This is a genomic window from Candidatus Limnocylindrales bacterium, from assembly GCA_035626395.1.
Taxonomy (GTDB): domain Bacteria; phylum Desulfobacterota; class Binatia; order UBA1149; family CAITLU01; genus DASPNH01.
This window is the reverse complement of the sequence record DASPNR010000031.1, coordinates 111,439-132,923: the sequence shown is the minus strand read 5'-3', so window position 1 is coordinate 132,923 and position 21,485 is coordinate 111,439. Positions and strand designations below refer to the sequence as shown.

General features: G+C 68.7%; 13 protein-coding genes. 6 read left to right on the top strand and 7 right to left on the bottom strand.

Going from position 1 to position 21,485, the window contains the following annotated elements:
- Nucleotides 1-50: 50 nt before the first annotated feature.
- Both VEC57_12070 and VEC57_12065 read left to right on the top strand, forming a co-directional pair.
- A complete protein-coding gene (locus VEC57_12070; protein HYB99857.1) occupies nt 51-1,205 on the top strand; it encodes an acyl-CoA dehydrogenase family protein in 1,155 nt (384 codons plus the stop codon).
- The gene (locus tag VEC57_12065; GenBank protein HYB99856.1) at nt 1,206-2,273 is read left to right on the top strand and encodes a DUF2891 domain-containing protein; all 1,068 of its coding nucleotides are present in this window, start codon (nt 1,206-1,208) and stop codon (nt 2,271-2,273) included.
- 92 nt (nt 2,274-2,365) lie between these two features.
- Here the strand turns inward: VEC57_12065 and VEC57_12060 are convergent, their stop codons facing one another.
- Complete coding sequence (locus VEC57_12060; protein ID HYB99855.1) at nt 2,366-3,994, bottom strand: hypothetical protein; 1,629 nt, start codon at nt 3,992-3,994, stop codon at nt 2,366-2,368.
- Nucleotides 3,995-4,409: 415 nt separating this feature from the next.
- On the opposite strand from VEC57_12060, the gene VEC57_12055 reads away from it, so the two are divergent.
- From VEC57_12055 to VEC57_12045, 3 genes are read left to right on the top strand one after another with little or no spacing between them, the layout of a single operon-like run.
- Nucleotides 4,410-6,290 carry a TonB-dependent receptor gene (locus VEC57_12055; GenBank protein HYB99854.1) on the top strand — a complete coding sequence of 627 codons (1,881 nt, stop codon included), beginning with the start codon at nt 4,410-4,412 and terminating at the stop codon, nt 6,288-6,290.
- A 23-nt stretch (nt 6,291-6,313) separates the two neighbouring features.
- Entirely contained in the window at nt 6,314-6,946 is a 633-nt protein-coding gene (locus tag VEC57_12050; protein HYB99853.1) for a YfiR family protein, read from the top strand.
- Nucleotides 6,946-8,880, top strand: coding sequence for an ATP-binding protein (locus tag VEC57_12045; GenBank protein HYB99852.1), 1,935 nt, complete (start codon nt 6,946-6,948; stop codon nt 8,878-8,880). The genes VEC57_12050 and VEC57_12045 overlap by 1 nt, the downstream gene beginning before the upstream one ends.
- Here the strand turns inward: VEC57_12045 and VEC57_12040 are convergent.
- The 6 genes from VEC57_12040 to VEC57_12015 all read right to left on the bottom strand — a co-directional run bounded on the left by VEC57_12040 (nt 8,863) and on the right by VEC57_12015 (nt 19,754).
- Complete coding sequence (locus VEC57_12040; protein HYB99851.1) at nt 8,863-9,282, bottom strand: hypothetical protein; 420 nt, start codon at nt 9,280-9,282, stop codon at nt 8,863-8,865. The genes VEC57_12045 and VEC57_12040 overlap by 18 nt on opposite strands.
- Nucleotides 9,279-13,190 carry a hypothetical protein gene (locus VEC57_12035; protein ID HYB99850.1) on the bottom strand — a complete coding sequence of 1,304 codons (3,912 nt, stop codon included), beginning with the start codon at nt 13,188-13,190 and terminating at the stop codon, nt 9,279-9,281. Before VEC57_12035 ends, VEC57_12040 begins: the two co-directional genes overlap by 4 nt.
- A gap of 154 nt (nt 13,191-13,344) precedes the next feature.
- Nucleotides 13,345-16,809, bottom strand: coding sequence for a M4 family metallopeptidase (locus VEC57_12030; protein ID HYB99849.1), 3,465 nt, complete (start codon nt 16,807-16,809; stop codon nt 13,345-13,347).
- 280 nt (nt 16,810-17,089) lie between these two features.
- Nucleotides 17,090-17,995: a VOC family protein gene (locus tag VEC57_12025; GenBank protein HYB99848.1), complete on the bottom strand. Its 906-nt coding sequence runs from the start codon at nt 17,993-17,995 to the stop codon at nt 17,090-17,092.
- Between the two features lie 11 nt (nt 17,996-18,006).
- Nucleotides 18,007-18,879: a fumarylacetoacetate hydrolase family protein gene (locus VEC57_12020; protein HYB99847.1), complete on the bottom strand. Its 873-nt coding sequence runs from the start codon at nt 18,877-18,879 to the stop codon at nt 18,007-18,009.
- Nucleotides 18,876-19,754: a TetR/AcrR family transcriptional regulator gene (locus tag VEC57_12015; protein HYB99846.1), complete on the bottom strand. Its 879-nt coding sequence runs from the start codon at nt 19,752-19,754 to the stop codon at nt 18,876-18,878. The genes VEC57_12020 and VEC57_12015 overlap by 4 nt, the downstream gene beginning before the upstream one ends.
- A 98-nt stretch (nt 19,755-19,852) precedes the next feature.
- Here VEC57_12015 and VEC57_12010 point away from each other — a divergent pair, with 98 nt between their 5' ends.
- Nucleotides 19,853-21,421, top strand: coding sequence for a bifunctional 3-(3-hydroxy-phenyl)propionate/3-hydroxycinnamic acid hydroxylase (locus VEC57_12010; GenBank protein HYB99845.1), 1,569 nt, complete (start codon nt 19,853-19,855; stop codon nt 21,419-21,421).
- The last annotated feature ends 64 nt before the right edge of the window (nt 21,422-21,485 follow it).

The window sequence follows — 21,485 nt, the reverse complement described above, 5'->3', positions numbered from 1 at the left end:
CCGGGGACCCGATGCTCGAATGCACGACCTGGCCCCATGAAGGATACGCGATGAATTTCGAGCTCACCGAAGAACAGACGATGATCGTCGACGCCGTCCGCAAGTTCGTCGACAACGATTCGCCCGTGACGCGCTTCCGCCAGCTTCGCGAGACGCAGCAGGGCTGGGAGCCCAAGGTCTGGCAGAACATGGCCGAGTACGGCTGGCTGGCCGTGGCGTTCCCGGAGGATCAGGGCGGCTACGGCGGCAACTTCACCGATGTCGCGCTGATCCTGGAGCAGCTCGGCCGCGGCCTGGTGCCCGAGCCGTACATCCCCTCGGTCGTGCTGGCGGGCGGGCTCCTGTCTCGGCTGGGCACCGGCGAGCAGACCGAGAAGTTCCTGTCGCCGATGCTCGAAGGGCGCACCTCGCTCGCCTTCGCCTACGCCGAGCGCCAGAGCCGCTACAACCTCGCCGACTGCGAGACGAGCGCCAGACGCAGCGGCGGCCAGTACGTGCTCAACGGCCGCAAGACCTGGGTCCTCAACGGCCATGCCGCCGACCACATCATCGTCGTCGCCCGCACCGCCGGCACGCCGCGCGAGGAGAACGGCCTGTCGCTGTTCATCGTCGATGCCGATGCGCCGGGGCTGACGCGCACGCGCATCCACGGCATGGACGGACATTCGAGCGCGCTGCTCGATCTGCAGAATGTGGAGGTGGACGCCGATCGCCTCCTTGGCGGCGAAGGCGATGCCTACGATTCCATCGAGTGGGCGATCGATCGCGGCGCCGCCGCGGCCTGCGCCGAGGCGCAGGGCGAGCTGACCACGATGCTCAACATGACGGTGGACTACCTCAAGCAGCGCAAGCAGTTCGGCAAGCCGATCGGCGCGTTCCAGGCGCTGCAGCACCGCGCCTCCGACATGTTCGCTGAGGTGGAGCTGTGCAAGGGCATGATGCTGCTGGCCGCCATCCAGGCCGACAATCCCGACGCCACGCAGCGCAAATCGGCGATCTCCGCCGCCAAGGTCCAGCTGCAGCAGGGCGGATGGTACGTGCAGGAAAACGCGATCCAGCTCTTCGGCGGCATCGCCATCACCGACGAGCAGGACATCGGCCTGTACTTCAAGCGTGTACGCGTGCTGCAGGGACTGTTCGGCGATGCCGACTGGCACGTGGAACGCTACCAGTCGCTGCCGCAGTTCGAGGGCGAGGCGGCGTAGATGGCGGCGGGGCCCTCTGCGAGCGATACGCGGAGGTCACCGACGTCCCACGCGCTGACGGCCCAGATCGCGTCGCGCTTTGCCGCGATCGCGCTCGGTCACGTCACGCGCGAGTTTCCGAGCAAGCTCGACCACGTCCTGGACGGCCCCGCCGACGCCAGAACGCCGCGACAGCTGCATCCGCTCTTCTATGGCAGCTTCGACTGGCACTCGTGCGTTCACGGCTACTGGCTCCTGGCCAGGCTGCACCGCCTCTACCCCGAGCTGCCGGAGTCTCCCGCCATATCCGCGCTCCTGGACACGCAACTGACGACCGAGAATGTCGCCGCCGAGATCGACTACCTCCGCCGCCCGTCGTCGCGCGCGTTCGAACGGCCCTATGGCTGGGCGTGGCTGCTCATGCTTGCCGCCGAGCTGGCTCGCGAGCGCAGCCCGCAGCGGCGGCGGTGGTCTTCGCGGCTCTCGCCGCTTGCCGACTGCTTCACCGAACGCTTTCTGTCGTTCCTGCCGGGGGCGAGGTACCCGATCCGCTCCGGCACGCACGCCAACACCGCCTTCGCGCTGAGCCTGGTGCAGGAATATGCCGACGTCGTCGAGGACCGGCGGCTGACGCAGGCAGCAACGGCGGCCGCGCTGGCATGGTATGGCGGCGACGTCGGCTGCCAGGCATGGGAGCCATCGCTGGAGGATTTCCTGTCGCCTGCGCTGGTGGAGGCGCAGTGCATGCGACGCGCCATGCACGTGGGCGAGTTTCGCGAATGGTTCGCACGCTTTCTTCCACGCGCGGCGGGCTGCGAGCCGGCAACGCTGTTCACGCCGGCGACGGTCAGCGATCGCAGCGATCCGCGCATCGTCCATCTCGACGGCCTCAACCTGAGCAGGTCGTGGTGCTGGCGCTGGATCGCATCGGCGTTCTCCGATGACGACCCGCTGCGAGCTTGCGCGGAGCGGGCCGCGCGGATGCACCTGGAGGCGAGTCTGCCCCACGTCACCGGCCACTACATGGGCGAGCACTGGCTCGCCAGCTTCGCGTTGCTCGCGCTCGATGCCGGCCAAAGCCCCGCCTGAACCCCTTCCGCCTTCTGCCCTACCCGCCGGGAGCGCGACGGCTCTCGCTCCCGCGCGTCGCGCGACGGCGCAGCCAGGACAGCGGACATCCGCTAGGCTCGCGCCTCTTTGGCGGTTCCCGGATGTTCCGGCGATTTCAGCGCGGTGCCGGTCAGGCGTTCGTAGGTTTTCAGCACGACGGAGTCCTGGGGCGTCAGCGACTGCATCGCGGCGAAGAGCTCGTGGCAGATCTCTTCGTAGCTGCGGCGGCTGGTGCTGTAGGTGTTGAGCAGGTGCTGCACGTAGCGGATGGCACGGTCGATGAGCTTGCCGTTGGTCGGGCGCACCCACGTCATGACGTTGCCCTGGTAGCGACCGCAGCGGCCCATCATCAGGGTCGAGTGCGTGTTGAGCAGGATCTTCAGCAGCACGTGCTGCAGAAGCGGCGTCAGCCCCGCGATCGGCACCCGTAGACGCAGCTCGTCGAGATTCCACGCCAGCGAGTCGGACTCCCGCGCGATGACGAACGGGTGCACGCGGGTGCCGGGCGGTGCCAGCCGGCGCCGACGGGCGCGCGCGTTCTCGCTGAAGTCGTAGCCATACAGCCGCGCCAGACCCACGCGCGTCTCGTAGCCATTCCAGTCCAGCGCGCGCGGCGGTCTGGCCAGCAGCGCGTGCCAGGACTCCTGCGGCGTCCGCGTGCCGGGGAACACGAAATACGCCTCCGACAGCGGCGCGTCCTCGTCCTGCACGTTCTCGAACGCCGCAATGTTGAAAGTCGGATGGCGCTCGGTCGTGTCGGTCAGGATCGTGATGGCGTAGTCGCGCGACTCGTAGAGAATGTGGTCACGTGCTCCGAAGGCCTGCGCCTCGCGCTCCACGAACGGTGCGAGCGCGGCGAAGTCGGTGCGCTCCACGGCCGTTCGCAACGCGCGCAGCCGCCGAACCACCGGCTCGCCCTGCTCCTCGCCCAGCAGCGCCATGCCGACGGCCAGCATGAGTGCGGTGCTGGCTTCCATCCTGGTGCTGCCCGACAGCAGCATCGGCCCCACGCACACGCTGAGCGAATCGATGTGTGGATTCTCGAACACTCGCTTGGACCGCACCACTTCCAGCGCCAGGTCCGAGACCGGGTTGCAGAACACGAACGACGGCGGCACCTCGCTGAAGCGTGCCGCGTGCTCGACGGCGCCGATGACGAAGGGCGTCTCGCCGCCCTCGGTAATGCCGATCATCAGGTCTTGCGCGGTGAAGCCGAGACCGTCGAGCTGGCGCGCGCCGAATGCAGGATGATCCTCGAAGCTCTCGACCGAGCGCACCAGGGCCAGGTCGCCGCCCGCGGTGAAGCCGTGGACGCGCTCGAGCGCGTGGCGGCGGCCGCCAGCCATGGCTGCCTCTCGCCAGAGGAACTCGAGCGTGATGGCCAGGCGGCCGGTGGCACCGCAGCCGCCCAGAAAGATGTTTCGTCCCTCGGCGAGCGCGGCCTGCACCTTGGCCCGCAGCGTCTCGAGCTCCTCGCCGTACTGCATCATCGCATCGAGCGCCGCCAGCTCACACTGCTGGACCACGGCCAGCGCATGCGGCAGGTCGGCGGCCGCCCACTCCGACAGATGCATGGTCTGCGGGTGCTGCCGCTCCGTGGTCAGACCGCCGAGGTGGAAGAGGTGCGACTGCGCCAGGAACGCATCCGCTGTTTCGAACGACGCCGACGCGCCGTCGTCGGGGAATCCGCCTGCGCTCATCCTTTGCAGGCTACCGTCGCCGGCGGCCGCTTGCAGCACGCCTCCGGAACACGAGCCGGAGCTCGACGTGGGCGAAAGTCCACTTGCGCCGCCGCGGCTGCACGCACGCGAAGACGCGGTGGCGGCGCGACCCGTGCGACGTCACACGTTCAAAACCACGACATCGCTGCCGTTTTGCTGGCATCACCAGACCCCTTCGACATATAAGGCCGTCTCCAGAGGGAAAGACGTGTGCTGTCCGGTCAGGGACCATTGCCCAATGAACCAAAGCATCCACGCGCGCTCATCCATCGATAAAACCGTCATTGCCCGCCGCCTCCTTCGCGCGTGCCGCCCACGCCGTTGGCGCCTTGCCGCCAGTGTGCTCGCCGCCATTCTCTGGGCAGACGACGCGCAGGCTCGCGATGATCTGTCGATGGAGCGGCTCCTGGAGCTGCCCCTGGAGCAGCTCATGGACATCCCGGTGACGACGGTGGCCGGCGTGGAGCAGGACTGGTTCCGCTCACCTGCCGCACTCCATGTCGTCACCGGCGAGGACCTGCGCCGTACCGGCCATCGCACGCTGGCAGAGGCACTGCGGGTGGTGCCGGGCGTATTCGTCGGGCAATCGGGCTCGCGTACCTGGACCGTTGGCATGCGCGGTTTCAGCGGCGGGCTGGCCAACAAGACGCTCGTGCTCATCGACGGACGCGCGGTGTACGACCCGCTTTTCGGCGGCACGTTCTGGGACGTGCAGGACATCCTGCTCGAGGATCTCGAGCGCATCGAGGTCATCCGCGGCCCCGGCGCCACGCTCTGGGGCGCCAATGCGGTCAACGGCGTCATCAACGTCATCACGCGCCGCGCTCACGATACGCAGGGCTTCTACCTCAAGGCGGGTGGCGGCAACGAGGAGCACGTATTCACTTCGGCCCGCTACGGCGGCAAGGCCTCGGACAACGGCTACTACCGGGTGTGGGGGAAGTACGTCGTGCGCGACCACACCGAGACGATGCCCGGCGGCGACACGCACGATGAGTGGGATCTTGGCCACGGCGGTTTCCGTTTCGACTACGACGTCGACGAGCAGACGCGCGTGACGGTGCAGAGCGACGGCTACGACGTGGACTTCGACGAGAACCAGCGGCTGCCCGTCCCCGGAATGCACCTCAGCTTCATGCGACGTCGAGGCCACGGCTGGGCGAGCGGCGCCAATTTCCTGGCACGGGTGACGCGGGATACCGGAGAGAGCGGCTGGAGCCTGCAGACCTACTACGACTTCACCGACCGCCAGCAAGCCGCCAACTTCGAAGTGGAACGGCACACCGCCGACATCGATGTTCGCCATCACTTCGTCGTCGGCGGGTGGAACGACGTCATGTGGGGCCTCGGCTATCGCTATACTGCCGACAGCACGCGTTCGTCGCCGGTGGTGGAGTTCGATCCGTCGTCGCGCTCGCTCGAGACCTTCAGCGGCTTCCTCCAGGACACGATCACGGTCATTCCGGAGCGGCTGTTCGCGATGATCGGCAGCAAGCTCGAGCACAACAGCTTCACCGGCGTCGAGGTGCAGCCGAGCGGACGTCTCTGGTGGACGCCGGATGACCGCAACACGCTATGGGCGTCCATCTCGCGGCCCGTTCGCGTCCCTTCGCGCACCGAGCGCGATTCCACGCTCACTCTCGGCTTCGCCGACCCCGGACTGCTGATCGATCCGGCAGGCCCGCCGGCCGGATTCATCGTCCCGCTGCAGGTCGTCGGCGATCCCGACCTGAAGAGCGAGAAGGTGCTGGCGTACGAGCTGGGCCATCGCATCCGCATCACCCCCGAGCTGAGCCTGGACACCGCCCTGTTCTACAACGACTACGACGACCTCATCTTCGTGCCCAAGGGCACGTTCGGAGCCTGGAACAACGACGGCACCGCCGAGACGTTCGGCTTCGAGCTCAGCGCCGAGTGGCGGATCCTCGAGCCCTGGAGGCTGGCGGCCTCCTACAGCTTCGTGGAGGTGGAGGTGCATGGGCCGGTGCTGCCACAGGATCAGGGCAATGCCCCGCATCACCTGGTGAAGGCGCGCTCGCACTTCGATGTGACCGACGACGTCGAGCTCGACACGGCTCTCTACTTCGTCGACCAGGTTCCCACGGTCGACGCCGACGAGTACGTGCGGCTGGACCAGGGCATCACCTGGCGTGCCACCGACAACATCGAGCTGGCGCTGTGGGGGCAGAACCTGCTGCAGGAGACCCATCGCGAGGCGTCCCCGACCGTCCAAATCGAGCGGGCGATCTATTTGTCGGCGACGGTGCAGTTCTAACGGGAGAAGGCGAAGAAACGTCGATGGCCACGTTCCGCAACAGCATCCGATCGGGCAGCTGCCGCCTCGCGGCTTGGGCGCTGTCCGTGTCGGTCGTGGTTGCGGCAGCCGCGCCGGCGCTCGCGCAGGGCATCGACGCCCAGAAGGCGGCGAAGCTCAAGGCCGCCTACCTGCTGAATTTCGTCAAGTACGCTCAGTGGCCCGAGGAGTGCTTCGACTCGCCTACCAGCCCCATCGTGATCACGCTGGCGGGCCAGTGTGACGTCACCGACGTGCTGGCCGAGGTCGTATCCGCCACCGAGCCGGTCGGCGGGCGCGCGGTGACGCTGCGCCGGGCGGCGGTGCCGGGCGATGGGGCCAGCGAGGAGCAATGGGCATCGGTGTACGAGAGCATGAAGCCGGCTCACCTCCTGTACATCTGCGGCCTGCCCGCCCCACGTGTGCAGGCGATCCTGCGCGGTGTGGCGGACGGAGACGTCCTTACGGTCAGCGACATACCGATGTTCGCCGCCAGCGGCGGCATGCTCGGGTTCGTCCTGCGCGGCAACCGCATCATCTTCGAGGCCAACCTCGATGCCATCCAGCGCTCACGCATCGCCGTCAGCGCCAAGGTACTTCAGCTCGCGCAGATCGTGGGCCCGCGGAGCAGTCCCTGATGCCGCTGTTGCGGCCGATGCGCTCCTTCGGGGCCAAGCTGACACTGCTCGTTACCCTTACCACCGGCTCGGCGGTGATCTCGGTATCGGCGGTGCTGGCCATCATCGACTACCTCGATACGGAGGCCGAAACGTCGGCTCTGGCGGGTGCGCAGGCCAACATCATCGCGGTCAACAGCGAGGCCCCGCTGGCATTCGGCGATCCCGAGCTTGGCGCCGAGGCCCTGTCTGCCCTCAAGGCGTCGCCGAACGTTGCATCGGCCACGCTCTACTCAGCCGACGGCCGGATCTTCGCACGCTACGACAATCCGAGCATGGACGCGCCGGGCTTCCCGCCGGGCCAACCCGGCATCCGCTACGACGGCACATGGCTGATCGTCAGCGCCGACGTCGGCGGGCGTGCCGGCAATGTCGGGCGACTGCAGGTCGTGTTCGACCGCAGCGGCGCGCTCGCGCGCGCCTGGGGCAACGTCGGCGTCATCCTGACGGTCGCCGTCATGACGATGGTCTTCGCCTTCCTGATCTCCAGCCGCATCGGGCAGAACCTCGTCCGTCCGGTCGACACGCTGGCGGCCACGGCCCGGCGCGTGTCCGAAACGCGCGACTACTCGATCCGTGCCGCCAAATACGGCGAGGACGAGCTCGGCCAGTTCACCGACGTCTTCAATGAGATGCTCGCGCAGATCCAGAAACAGGATGTCGAGATCCAGCGCGCCCACGACGAACGCCAGCGGCTGCTGGAAAGCGAGCGCGACGCGCGCATCGAGGTGGAACGCGCCAGCCGCATGAAGGACGAGTTCGTGGCCACCCTTTCGCACGAGCTGCGCACGCCGCTGTCGGCGATCCTCGGGTGGGCGCACATGCTGCGCAGCGGCGACCGGCCGGCGCAGGAAGTCTCGCACGGGATGGAGGTCATCGAGCGCAACGCACGGGTGCAGACGCAGATCATCGAGGACCTGCTCGACATGAGCCGGATCGTTGCCGGCAAGCTGCGGCTCGACGTCCAGCAGGTCACGCTGCCCGAAGTCATCGAGGCCGCGGTGACCACGGTGCGGCCGGCGGCCGAGGCCAAGGGCATCCGCCTGCAGACCATCCTGGACCCCGGCATCGGTCCGGTCCGCGGCGATCCCAATCGCCTGCAGCAGATCGTCTGGAACCTGCTGTCCAATGCCATCAAGTTCACCGGCCGCGACGGGCGCGTGCTGGTGGCGCTCGAGCGCGTGAACTCGCACGTCGAGATCTCGGTGACCGACACCGGACAGGGCATAGCGCCCGAATTCCTCCCCTACGTCTTCGAGCGTTTCCGGCAGGAGGACGGCTCCACCACTCGCCGCCACAGTGGACTGGGGCTGGGCCTGGCCATCGTCAAGCAGCTGGTCGAGCTGCACGGCGGCAGCGTGCGGGCCAAGAGCGCCGGCGAGGACAAGGGGTCCACGTTCGTCGTCGAGCTACCGCTGATGCCGATGCACGAAGAGCAATCGCCGAGCGAGCGCGCGCACCCACGCCTGGCACGAGGCGCGGCGCCGATTCCGCACGACGTGTCGCTGAGCAATCTGCACGTGATGGTGGTGGACGACGATGCGGACGCGCGCGAGCTGATCGGACAGCTGCTCGAAGACCACGGTGCGCGCGTGACGCGCGCGGCATCGGCCGCCGAAGCACTGGATCTGTTTCGCAGGCAGCCGCCCGACGTGCTGCTGAGCGACATCGGAATGCCCGACCGGGACGGCTACGACCTGATCCGGTCGCTGCGCAAGATGGAGATGCCGAGTGGTCACCTCACGCCCGCCGTCGCGCTGACCGCGTTCGCGCGCTCCGAAGACCGCACGCGCGCGATGCTGGCCGGCTACCAGATGCATCTGTCCAAGCCGGTCGAGGCTTCCGAGCTCATCGCGACGGTCGCCGCGGTGGCGCGTCTACCGCTCGGTCGCTGACTCTCCAGTGCCGGTCACGAGGCACACGTACTTCGGCCGCGCCACCGTGGCGGTGCGCGAGCCGAAACGGTCCGTGACCGTGACGGTCTGCGATGGCGCGGCCGGACAGCTCAGACGATAGCAGAGGCGACGCGCCTCCTCTTCGACGCCGGAGGGCTCCGATGGCTCGGTTCCACCGGCCACCACCGCATCGGCGGGATCGCACAGATGGCGCGCCTCGCCGAGCGTGCAGTCGCGATGGTCGCCGAGCACGGCGCTCTCCACGTCGACGGCCATGATCACCTCCGAGCCCGCCGACACCCGCTCGCAGCGCGAATGATCCAAGCGACCGGCCGCGGCGGGCACGGCGCCACAGACGGCGGCCAGGATGCCTGCGGCCATGATCCTGCTGCTGCTTGTCATTCTGGGACTACCTCCAACGTCATCGTGGTCGCGGTCGTGGTCCGCTGCAGCTTCTTCCCGTTCCCGATGTCGAGACCTTCGACCGTCGTGAAGTCACCCACGCGCGATCCGAACGTCATGATCTGGAACGTCGTCCCGACGGGCGGATCGAAGCCGTCGCCGAGCGCGACCTCGAGTGTGCCCGCCAGATTGGCCGCTCCGGTGACGGCCACCTTGCCGAAGCTGGCGGCGCTGCCCAGGTGCAGCACCAGCGTTCCTCCGCCCAGCTGCGTGAACCCGTTCGGCGCCGTCAGCTGGCGTCCGGCGCCGATCTCGATGGTTCCTCCCGAATTGCTGCCGGCGGCGAGAAGCCGGAGGTTGCCCGCCGTCGCACGCAGCGTCCCGTCGTTCACCCAGCCCTGCGTGGCCGCAACGGTGATCTCGCCGCTTTCGCTCACCTCGACCATGCCGTCGATCTGCAGCATGCCCGCGCTGCCGATGGTGCCCGTGCCGCCGGTGATCGACATCGTCTCGGCAACCGTGAGCGTGCCACCGGAGTCGACGGTGATCGACTTGCCGGTCGTCCCCGAGAAATGCACCTCCCCGGTCCCCTCGAGCACCTGCTGCCCTCCCTGGAAACGGATGTTGCTCGCCGTGCCCATGGTGGCCACGTCGTTGAGCACCAGACCGTTCTGAACGCGCACCTGGGAGCTGGTGCCCGTCAGATTCATCGGTGCATCCATCGTGACGCCGTCGAGGAGGCCGCCGCTGTTGGTGAAGAGCAGCTCGGCGCCGTCCTGGGCGTCGACGGAACCGCCGGCAATGGTTCCGCCGGCGAGCCGCCAGCTTCCCGTGCTCATGTCCAGCAGCAGGTCGGTCTCGTTGTCGAACGTGCCGGTGATGTTGACGGTGCCGCCGGTGCGGCTGAAGGAGCCGAGGCTGGCCAGGGTGAACGTGCCGCCGAGATTGACCGTCGCCTGATCGGAGATGATCTTGCCTTCGTTTTCCCAGGTGCCGCCCATCGTCAGGACGCCGCCGTCTTCCATGCTGACGACCTCGTTGTTCGTCCACACGCCGGAGAGCTGCAGGTCGCCGCCGTCGCGGCCGCGAATCTCGCCGTTGTTGGTCCAGCCTTGCGTGGAAGTGACGGTGATCTCGCCGGCGCCGTTGGCGTCGATGAGACCTTCATGGACGAGCATGCCGCTGCTTCCGACCGTGCCCTGACCGCCGCGAATCGTCATCGTCTCGGCAATCGTCAGGGTGGTGCCCGAATCGATCGTGATGCTCTTGCCGGTAGTGCCCTGGAAGAATACCTCACCGGCACCCGACAGTGTCTGCTGGCCGCCCTGGAAGCGGATGCTGGAGGCGGTGCCCATCGTGGCGAGCCCCTCCAGCTGCAGACCGTTCTGAATGCGCACTTGCGAGCTGGTGGCCGTCATGTCCATCGGCGCCAGCATCGTCACGGCATTCAAGACACCGCCGCTGTTGGTCAGGATCAGCCTCGCTCCGCCCGTACCGTCGATGCTGCCGCCGAGCACTGTGCCGCCGCGCAGGAACCAGTCGCCGGTGTCCGGTCCCAGCACCAGGTCGCTGACGTTGTCGAACGTGCCGGTCAGGTTGACGATGCCGCCGCTGCGCGAGAAGTCGCCGAGCGCGGCCAGCGTGAAGGTGCCGCCGAGATTGACGGTGGAATCGACGGCGTCGATGGTGCCGGCGTTCGACCACATCCCTTCCAGCGTCAGCACGCCGCTGTCGGCGATCGCGACCTCGCTGTTGTTGGTCCAGACGCCGGAAAGCTCGAGATCGCCGCCGCCGCTGCCCTGGATGCTGCCCTCGTTGGTCCAGCCCTGCGTGGAGGTGATCGTGATCTCGCCGGGAAGATCCGAATGGATCAGCCCGTGGTTGGTCAGGCTTCCGCTGCTGCCGACGGTTCCTTGTCCCCCACGGATGATGACGTCGGCGCCGATGTCCACCGAAGTGCCGGCATCGATCGTGATGGCCTTGCCGGTTGTTCCCTGGAAGAAGATCTCGCCCTCGCCGGCAAGCTCCTGATCCCCGCCCTGGAAGCGGATGCTGGCCGCAGTACCCATCGTCACGACCGCCGCCGGGCCGAGCTCGACGTCGTTGGAGACGCGTACGTGTGCGCTGGTGGCGGTCATGTCCATGCCGCTCAGGAGAGTGACGCCGTCGAGGAGGCCGCCGGAGTTGGTCGCGATCAGTTCGGCGTTGCCTTCGGCGGCAATCGTGCCCCCGAGAATCGTTCCGCCGACCAGCCGCCAGCTGCCGGTGAGGTCGTCGAGCATCAGGCCGGTGTCGTTGTCCAGGGTGCCGGTGAGGTTCACTTCGCCGCCGTCGCGGGTGAACGTGCCGAGATCGTCGAGCGTGAAGGTGCCGCCCAGGTTCACGGTGGAGTCGGTCGAGGAGATGGTGCCGTCGTTGTGCCACTGACCGGTCAGGGTCAGCACGCCGCTGTCGAGGATCTCGACCTGCGCGGCGTTGGTCCAGGTTCCGGTCAGCTCCACGTCGCCGCCTCCGCTGCCGCGGATCAGGCCAGCGTTGGTCCAGCCGCTGGTGGACTGCACGATGATCTCGCCCGGCAGATCCGAGTGGATCGTTCCCAGATTGGTCAGGGTGCCCGCGCTGCCGACGGTGCCGGTGCCGCCGCGGATGGTCATGTCCGCACCGATGTCCAGGGTCGTTCCCGAGTCCACCGTGATGCTCTTGCCGGACGTGCCGTTGAAAAAGACCTCGCCGCTCCCGCCGAGGAGCTGGGTGCCGCCCTGGAACCGGACGTTGCTGGCCGACCCCATCGTCGCGGTGCCCTCGAGCATGAGGTCGTTCATCACGCGCACGTGCACGCTGGTGGCCGACAGGTTCATGTCGGCTTCGAACGTGACGCCATCGAGCAGGCCGCCGCTGTTGGTGAACACCGCCTCGGCCCCCGCGCCGGCCGTCGATCCCTCGCCGTCGGCGGACGCAGCCGGCGCCGCCGCCAGGACGATTCCATCCTTCAGCGTCCCGCCAACGAAGCGGAACGTGTTGCCGACGAAGACCGTATCGCGCACCTGCAGCGTACCGCCGGACAGGTCGATGGGGCGGGTCGAGTTGATCCGCAAAGCTCCGTCATTCCCCTGCGAATGCAGGATCGTGGGCCCGGCGATGGCGATGGTGACGTCGTCGCAGAGGTTGGGGATGCGCGTGCCCAGGCTCCAGTTCCCCGGCAGGTGCCAGGAGACATTGTCGGCGCCGCCGGTCCAGCTGACAGGATTGCCGTCCGGCTGGCAGTTCAGCTCGATGGCCTGCCCCACGGCATTGCGCAGCACACGCAGTGCATCACTGGCAGTGAACGTGCCGCTGGAATCGACGTCGCACACGCACGGCAGGCAGCTCGCGCTGCCAACGGCGGCTCGCAGCGTTCCGAGCGCGTCGCTCGCGCTGATGGCGCCTTCGCCGGAGAAGTCGCCGCATTCGCGCAGCACGAACTGACCCGCGGAACCGGAAGATCGGGGCCGACGCGTCGCCCGCGCGCCATGCTCGCCGGCATCACCGGCGGGCGACACATGGGCCGGCGTACAGACATAACCGAAGCCGCCAGGCTCGATGCGTCGGCCGCCGAATGCATCCTCGAGCCACAACGGGCCGGCGGCGGCAGCGCCGGCGCAGCGCAGCTTGTAGCAGAGTTGCTCGCGCGCGAGCTGCGCGTCCTCTTCCTCGACGTCCTTTGTTCGCGTGCACAGAAGACTGGCGCGCGTGCGGACGCTGCAGCCGCTCCCATCGCCGGGCGTCACCTCGCGCCAGCGCTCCTCGGCCGCCAGCGAATCCTCGAGCTCGAAGCAGACCAGCCGATCATCGACGGGTGGCGACGCCGCCGAGACAGGGCAGGCCAACAGGACAGTGATGAAGGCGGAAACGAGCGGCGTCTCGCGCATTCGAGCATCCCCCGAACGGCTGGAGCGGGAAGGCCGGCCAGCCAAAGTCGGCGCCACGCTACCAGCAGGCCATGCCTGTCGTAAGTGCGGGGCGGTGATGGGAGGCGCAGCCGCCGCTGCGCGTCCATCGCACGTGCACCTATGGACCGTGGTGTCAGTGCCCGAGGTCGGCCAGGTCGGTGATCGTGGCGGGCAGGCAAAGGTCGTGCTCGCGCGTCAGGTCCACCTGCTGCTGGCCGAAGTCACTGGCGACGTTGAGACCGGACACACCCGTAAAGATCGGCTGTCCCGCCAGCCGCTTCGCCTTGTAGCAGAGAAGATGGCCCCAGCTGCCTTCGTTCTTGATTCCGCCGCCGTCACGGTCGGCCGCCACGCACAGCCGCGAGGGCTTGCGAACGCCGTACGTCACGGTCTCTCCGCCGGCGTCGGTCAGGCCGGCGGTGATGCCGCGCGGGAACCTCGGCGCCCCGCGAGCCTTGCGCACGCCATAGCAGGCGTAGGTGTCCAGAACGTGGGACCCATTATCGGGAGCCACCGGTGAGACGCCGGTCGCCGCCGGCACGAGCACCGTTTGCGCTGCTTTCGTGTCGACCCACGTACGGCCGAGAGCCGTATCGACCTCCACATCCAGCGCCTGCTCGGGCAGCGCGATGCCCGCACTCAGCTCGAAGCCGGCAAGATGCGTTTCGGGGTCGCTGATGTCCTCGTCGCCGAGCGCGCGCGGCTGGCACAGCATGGAAGGTGCCACCACATCATAGAAGGGCGTGATCAGGCCGCCGTCGAGCTGGGTGAACAGCTCCACGTCCTCGACCGGCGTGAACGGGGACGCATCGCGGCTGATGCGGTCGCGGTCACAGACGAACGCATCGAGGCCATCGGCGGGCTCGGTGCACGACAAGACGCGCACGTCGTCGACGTACCAGCCGTCGACGCCGAAGCAGCCGTCCATCCCGAACGCGAAGCGCACACGTATGGTGTCGCCCGGCGCCGCGTACCAGCCCAGCTCCACCTGCGACTGGCCCCAGCTGCCGTTGGTCGAATTCTCGTTGACGCCGCTGAAGGCCATCTGGCCCGCAAGTGGATTGTGGTTCACCGGCGCGCTGCCTCCGCCCTGCGCGATGATCTGGTTGTAGCCGTTGAACGTGAAGTCGTCGCCGTCGATGAGCTGGAAAGGCCCGCCGTTGACGCTGATGGAGACATTGCCGCCGTCGAAGGCCGGCTCGCTGGCGATGTAGTGATCGAACACCAGCTTGGGCGGCCCGCTGCGCTGCGGAATCAGGATCGGCGGCGTCGTGGCGTACACGACGCCCGATTGATCGTTGCTGCCCGGATCGCAATCGCCGATGTTGGCGTTGGCGGCGTACAGCGCGGAACCGGACCTCTGATCGGGCAGGTCGCTCGTCCATTGCCAGCTGCGAGGCAGGTACTCCTCGAAGACGCCGTCGTCCTCGAACGTCCACGTCGCGGAGGGATCGGTTTCGAAGTCCCAGGCCACCGCGTCGACGAGGACCGAGCCGCTGCACAGCTCGGGCGCATCGGGATCCAGGATCGGATCGAAGCTGCACGGGATCGGCGCACGCATCTCCACCGCTGTCATTGCGTCGGTCACGGCCTGACAGTCCTCGGCCGACAGCGTCTCTCCGGACGGCGCGCCGGTGTCCAGGGCCGGCAGCAACTGGCCGACGAGATCCTCGCACGACTGCTCGAGCGCGTCCGCGTGCGCCGGGAAATCCGTGGCCGGAACCTGGTAGACGCTCATCGCGCGCCAGTAGACCGCAGCCGCCTTGGTCGCTCCGATGGCGGCGACAGCAACCCCGTTGTAGCTGCCGCCGTCGACGAGCAGCGAGAACGCGCGGTTGGGGACGCCGGAGTTCGAGTGCACGCCGCCGCTGTCGCCGGAGCCGCACCGGTACAGCTCGGCATCGCCTACACGGCCCGGGTCGCCTAGACACTCGGGCGCCCACATGTCGCGGATCGCACCGCCGAAGGCCGTCGAATCCTCGCCCATCAGCCATCGCCACGTATTCGCGGTGGCGATGGGCTCCGAGCGCATCGTACCGGTGACGCCTTCGCCGAGTGCGGCGATGATGGCTTCGCCGTCGCTCTGGCCGAGGAAGATGCAGGGAATCCCGATCACCGCATCGCCGGCCATGGTGATGACGCCGTCGCCCTGGTTGTTGACGACCACCATGCCGATGGCACCGGCAGCCTCGGCGTTGGCCGCTTTGTCCACGAACAGGCAGCTGCCGCGGCGAACGACGGCGATCTTGCCCGTCACGGCGGCGGCGTTGACGAATGGCTGACAGCCGTCATCGATGCGGCCATCGTCGCTGGCGTCGCCATCGTCGGCCAGAACCAGCGCACCGGCAACGCCGGTCGAATCGAGCGGAGGACCGAACTCGGCGCCGCCGACGACGTAGCTGCCCGCGATCGACGCGGGCGCGGCGATGACGAGCTCCAGCCCGATCGCATTGCGTGCGTGCTGCGAGCATACGCCTTCGGCGCGCACCGCGTCGGGCAGGTCGTTGCCGGTGCCGTTGCCGAGATCGACCAGCTCTCCGAAGATGTCCGAATACGATTCGTTGAGCGCACCCGGCTGGTACGCGTAGATCAGGCCGCCGGTATGCTCCGTATACGCATGCGCCCACTCGTGCGCGACGATGTCATCGCTGGTGACCTCGTTGCAGAAGTTGGTGGAGGTGCCGTCCCAGTATGCGTTGGGACAGGTGGTCGGCTGCACCTGGCCGATATCGGCAACCGCTTCCATGAGATGGTCGGCGCCGTCATAGGAGACGTACGTGCCGCTGCTGACGTTGGCGAACAGCTCGTAGCTCAACTCGGTATTGTCCAGGATCGAGTCGGCGTTGGCCTCGCCGAACGGCAGCGGATCGCCTTCGGTCCAGAGGAGTGAGGCCGCAGCGTACTGTCCATCGTACAGGCGCCGCGAAAGAGCCTGGTGCACGCCCGTGATGCGCTCGAGGATCTTGCCGCCCATTGCATCGACGTAGACCAGCTCGCGCACGCGCTCGCCGCCGCGTACCTCCACTTCATACGCCAGGCGCGCCACCGGCGTCGCGCCCTGCAGCAGCCCCTGCGGGAACACGAGCAGTCGAAGCACGGTGGCCTCGCCGGCGCCCTGCCCCGCGTCACCGCCAAGGGCGGCCCGGCGGGCCTGCTCCGCGTCGATGCGTGCGATGGGATCGATGTCGATGCCGGGAACGGTGACGCCGTTGGCCGCGCGCACGCGCCCTTGCTCGTCGAGGTGAACGATCAAGCGGGCGCCGAAGACGTCCAGGCCGTGATGGCTCTGGTCGAAGATGACGTGGGCAGCGCCGCTGCGCTCGCGCCGCGTGCGGCGATGGCCGAGCTCGCGCGAGGAGCTCAGACCGAACAGACGGCCGTGCTCGTCGAGGAAGGCTTCGGCGCGGGCACGCGGCGCCGCGGCCAGAGCGCGCGCCTGCGGAGCGCCGCCGGCGATGCTGACGAAGCGGGCCGCGCCGGTGGCCCCATGGAACTCGACCTTGGCGGCGCCGCCCACCAGCGCATCGAGGTGCTGCGCCGCAGCCGCGACCTCCGGCAGTGGCGGTGCCGCGGACGCCGGTGCCGCGGCGAGGAGCATCGCGAGCGCGACGCAAGGTAGCCGCAAGGCGAGCTGGTGATGGAGCGGTGCCTGCGCGCGGGCAAGCGCACGAAAAATGGTGCCTGGTCGTACTGGCATGGAGTCCCCCGCCGCGCAGTATGCCCGCTGCGCCGCGCTGGAAGAAAGGGAAATGCCGCTGCGTGCCAGCCCGCCGTCGACGGTGGTGGTCTTCGGGCCTTCGCAGCCGAGCCAACACGCCCGGCGGCCTCCGCAACCTCCGTGCCGCCGGCGCGATCAAGGCCGCATCGTTGGGACGCGCTCAAACCATCGCGGGCAGGTCGGGCGGAAACAGGAACTCCATCGGCACCGGCGGCCCCCACGCTGCCAGCGGATGGACCTGGGTCGATGCGGCGATCTTCCACAGCTCGTCGTCGACGATTACGTCCAGGTCGCTGTAGTACTCGTTGAAGCCGCCGGAGGGATCGCGCAGGTACCAGAAGAAATTGCTTCCGAAGCCGTGGCGGCCAAGGCCCCAGACGTGGCAATCGGGCCGCGACTCCACGAGGCGCGCCGCAGCCTGCCCCACCTCGTCGACGTCGGCCATTTCCCAGGCCGTGTGGTGGAGAAAGGCCACCGGGGCCGGCTGAATCAGCAGGTTATGGTGATCGGAGGAGCAGCGCAGGAACGCCGCGCCGACCTCGCCCACGAGGTCGCTGACCTTGAAGCCGACGCCTTGGACGAAGAAGCGTTGGGTCAGCGCGGCATCGGGGCAACCGATGACGACGTGGCCGAGCCGGCGCGGACGGCTCGGCAAAGACACGACGGCGGCGCTGGAGCGTTCATTGAAGCGACTCGTGACGCCCGGAGCGTTGATGGCCCGCGCCGCGTAGTGGCTCGGCTGGATCGGCGGCGCCACTTCGGCGACCACGCGCACGCCGCTGCTCGGCTCCAGGATCTCCAGCGAGTGCGGCCGGCGAAGAGGGTCGAGCCCCAGCGCGCGCAGGCGGCTGTCCATCGCGCCGAGATCGTCGTCGTGCTCGACCGCCACGCGCATCTCGAGCAGCCGCCGGTGCGGCGCTTCCACCAGACGCAGCTGCTCGCCGCCGTCGCCGGTGGCAAAGCGGCCGGGGGAGCGCTCCTCCAGCCCGAAGTCGCGGTAGAATGCGCGCGTCTCCTCCAGACGCGAGACTCCGAGCGTGATTCCCCTGAGGCAGTGCAGGGCCATGCGCTTCTCCGTCAGTAGAGCGTCGTCTGGGCCGGCTCGGCCACGACGCGGTTCTCGATGCGTCCGATTCCCTCGATCTCCACCGCCACCACATCGCCGGCGGCCAGCATCCGTGGAGGATTCCTCGCCATGCCGACGCCCGCCGGCGTGCCGGTGGAGATGACGTCGCCGGGCTCGAGCGTGAAGGCGGTGCTGAGGTGCTCGATCAGCGCGTCGCAATCGAAGATGAGCTGGGAGGTGCGCGAGCTCTGGCGCAGCTCGCCATTGACGAACGTGGCGATGGCGAGGTCGGCGGGATCGAGCTCGTCGGCGGTGACGAGGAACGGGCCCATCGGACCGTGCGTGTCGAACGATTTGCCCATCGTCCACGTCGGCGTGCGAAGCTGCCAGTCGCGCACCGTGACGTCGTCGACGACGACGAAGCCGGCGGTCACCGAACGTGCCTTCTCGCGCGGAACGTGCCGGCAGCGGCGGCCGATGACCACGCCGAGCTCGCCCTCGTAGTCGAGCATCGGGCTGATGCGCGGAAGGTGGACGTCGTCGTACGGGCCGGTCACGCAGGTGGACTGCTTGTTGAACACGACCGGGACCTCCGGGATCGGCTGCCCGGACTCCTCGGCGTGATCGCGGTAGTTCAGCCCGATCGCGAGCAGCTTGGGCGGGCGCGGCACCGGCGCCGCCAGGCGAACCGTGGCAAGGTCAATGCGCTCGCGCGCGCGCAGCGCCGCCTTGGAGGCGGCGGCAAGAGCGTCTGCACCGGCCTCGAGCAACGCCAGGACGGTGGACGGCAGCGCAGGGTCGGCGTCCTGCAGGTCGACGAGAGCGCCGTCGACGACGGCGGCCGCACGCAGCGCGCCGCCGCGGTGGTAGCTGGCGATCTTCATGGGGCTCCTTTCGTTTTCGAGGAACGGCGACGGCTGGCGCCGCCTCGGTTGGCGGCGGCAGGGGCGAGCGCGCCGGCCGCCGGCGCCGCAGCGGCGTCCGCGTCGGGCAGCGGGCGCCGTGCGATCTCTTCGGCCTCGCCCGCGCCGACTCCGAGCGCGCGGAGAATCAGCGCGGCGACATCGGAGGCGTGCGCTTCGCCCGCGTGGCCGTCGACGACGCTGCGAATACCGGCAATCACCGCACCCTGCAGCACGTCGAGTGCGGCGGTTTCGGAGCGGAACGAGAAGCGGCCGGCGCGCCTGGCCGCGCGCACGTCGGCGAGCACCGGCTCGGCCGCCTGCGGCGCGATGCGCCCGCTGGTGCTCCAGACTCGCAGCAGGGCGGCACCCCACTGCGGATCGCGCCGCGCCTGCAGGATGAAGCGTCGTGCACCGACCGCGACGCGCTCGGCGGGATCGGTTACGCCGACCGAATCCGCGGTGATGTCGTCGTGCAGGCGCTCGGCCAGGCGCACGCTGACGGCCTCGAGCACTTCCTCGCGGGTCCGGAAGTAGTTGTAGAAGGTCCCGTTGGCCACGCCGGCCTCGGCAGCGATTTCGCTGATGGCGGCCTCGCCGACGCTCTTGCGAGCGAAGACGCGCGTGGCCGCCTCCAGCAGATGGGCGCGCGTTCGAGAGCGGGTGCCGCTGAGCGCTGGCGCATCGCCCGTCTTCGCCGTGCGCGCGGTCGACCCCGACTTCCCGGCCGCGCGAACAGCGCCCGCGCGGCCGGCATCGGCGCGGCCGCTGTCGGCGCGCGCGGCATCGGCACGGCCGTCGTCGTTGTTCTGCCGCGACCCGGCGGCGCGACCGCGGCGGTTTCCCGTGGCGGGCATGGCCACGGGTGTATCGAGAAATGAGAAGTTCGTCAAGATTTGACGAAACTCTCATTTTTTGGGACAACCGCTGCAGTCCGGCCCGGAGGTACCCTTCCATGGATGAGACCTACGACGTCGCCATCGTCGGCTACGGCCCCGTCGGCCAGGTGCTGTCGATCCTTCTGGGCCAGCACGGCTGGCGCGTGGGCGTTTTCGAGAAGCAGCCGTTGCCCTATCCCCTGCCGCGCGCTGCGCATTTCGATCACGAGGTCGCGCGCATCCTGCAGGCATGCGGCCTGGGCGCCGATCTGCCCCGCCTGACGGAGCCCGCCGACATCTACGAGTGGACGAACGCCTCCGGGCAGACGCTGCTGCGCATCGGCACCGCCGGCGACGGGCTGAGCGGATGGCCCGAAGCCAACATGTTCTCGCAGCCGGCGCTCGAGGACGCGCTCGACCGTCAGGTGCGCCGGCTGCGCAGCGTTCGCGTCGAGCGCGCGTGCGAAGTGGTGGCGCTGCGGCAGAACGGCCACGACGTCGACGTCGACCTTGCCCGCCTCGATGGCGGTCGGCGCACGGTCCGCGCTCGCTACGTCGTCGGCTGCGACGGCGCCAACAGCTTCGTCCGTAGCACACTCGATACGTCCACGACCGACCTCGGCTTCTTCTTCGACTGGCTCATCGTCGACGTCATTCCGCACGAGCAGCGCGTCTGGCATCCCATCAACGCGCAGATCTGCGATCCGGCGCGGCCGACGACGGTGATCTCGGCGGGCCCCGGCCGCCGGCGGTGGGAGTTCATGAAGCTTCCCGGCGAGGACATCGAAGAGCTGAACTGCGAAGAGACGGCCTGGCGCCTGCTCGAGCCATGGGACGTCCGGCCGTCCAACGCCACGCTCGAGCGCCACGCGGTCTATCGCTTCCAGGCACGCTGGGTGGACCGCTGGCGCAACGGACGCCTGTTGCTCGCCGGCGACGCGGCCCACCAGATGCCGCCCTTTGCCGGACAAGGGATGTGCTCGGGCATGCGCGACGCGGCCAACCTGGCGTGGAAGCTGAGCCTCGTGCTGTCCGACCGCGCCTGCGACGATCTCCTGGACACGTACCAGAGCGAGCGCGTTCCGCAGGTGCGTCAGGTCATCGACCTGTCGATCGAGCTCGGCAAGATCATCTGCGTCGCCGACCGCGCGCAGGCGGCAGCACGCGACGAAGTCATGACGGCCGCGGCCGCGAGCGGCGACCTGACACCTCCGATGCCCTCACCCGCCATCGGGCCCGGAGTCGGCATGGAGGACGACGCGCTCGCCGGCGAGCTCTTCCTGCAGGCCCCGGTTCGCCGGCACGAGGCGAGCGGACTCTTCGACGACGTGATCGGACGCGGCTTCACGCTCGTCAGCACGCAGGACGACCCGGCGCGGCATCTCGACGCAGAAAGCGCGGCCTGTTTCGAAGCGCTGGGCGGAATCTGCGCGCACGTCGCGCGCGGCGGTGCGATCGACGACGTCGACGGCCGCTACGAGCGCTGGTTTGCGGCCAATGGCGCGGGGGTGGTGCTGGTGCGGCCGGACTTCCACGTCTTCGGCTCGGCGGCGTCCGTCGGGGACGCGCCGCGCCTGATCGCGGCGCTTCGCGAGCGGCTTTCGAAGCCAGCGGCGAAGGCGATCGGCGGCCAGGTTTCGACGTGAGTCCCCGAGGAGACCGAGCCGCCGGAGAGCGGCCGTCGAGGAAGGCGTGGCAAGAACGGAGGCG

Coding starts and splice junctions, on each gene's coding strand:
- VEC57_12070 (HYB99857.1), top strand. CDS start 51: ATGAATTTCGAGCTCACCGAAGAACAGACGATGATCGTCGACGCCGTC.
- VEC57_12055 (HYB99854.1), top strand. CDS start 4,410: ATGGAGCGGCTCCTGGAGCTGCCCCTGGAGCAGCTCATGGACATCCCG.
- VEC57_12020 (HYB99847.1), bottom strand. CDS start 18,879: ATGAAGATCGCCAGCTACCACCGCGGCGGCGCGCTGCGTGCGGCCGCC.
- VEC57_12045 (HYB99852.1), top strand. CDS start 6,946: ATGCCGCTGTTGCGGCCGATGCGCTCCTTCGGGGCCAAGCTGACACTG.
- VEC57_12025 (HYB99848.1), bottom strand. CDS start 17,995: ATGGCCCTGCACTGCCTCAGGGGAATCACGCTCGGAGTCTCGCGTCTG.
- VEC57_12010 (HYB99845.1), top strand. CDS start 19,853: ATGGATGAGACCTACGACGTCGCCATCGTCGGCTACGGCCCCGTCGGC.
- VEC57_12035 (HYB99850.1), bottom strand. CDS start 13,190: ATGCGCGAGACGCCGCTCGTTTCCGCCTTCATCACTGTCCTGTTGGCC.
- VEC57_12030 (HYB99849.1), bottom strand. CDS start 16,809: ATGCTCCTCGCCGCGGCACCGGCGTCCGCGGCACCGCCACTGCCGGAG.
- VEC57_12015 (HYB99846.1), bottom strand. CDS start 19,754: ATGCCCGCCACGGGAAACCGCCGCGGTCGCGCCGCCGGGTCGCGGCAG.
- VEC57_12065 (HYB99856.1), top strand. CDS start 1,206: ATGGCGGCGGGGCCCTCTGCGAGCGATACGCGGAGGTCACCGACGTCC.
- VEC57_12050 (HYB99853.1), top strand. CDS start 6,314: ATGGCCACGTTCCGCAACAGCATCCGATCGGGCAGCTGCCGCCTCGCG.
- VEC57_12040 (HYB99851.1), bottom strand. CDS start 9,282: ATGACAAGCAGCAGCAGGATCATGGCCGCAGGCATCCTGGCCGCCGTC.
- VEC57_12060 (HYB99855.1), bottom strand. CDS start 3,994: ATGAGCGCAGGCGGATTCCCCGACGACGGCGCGTCGGCGTCGTTCGAA.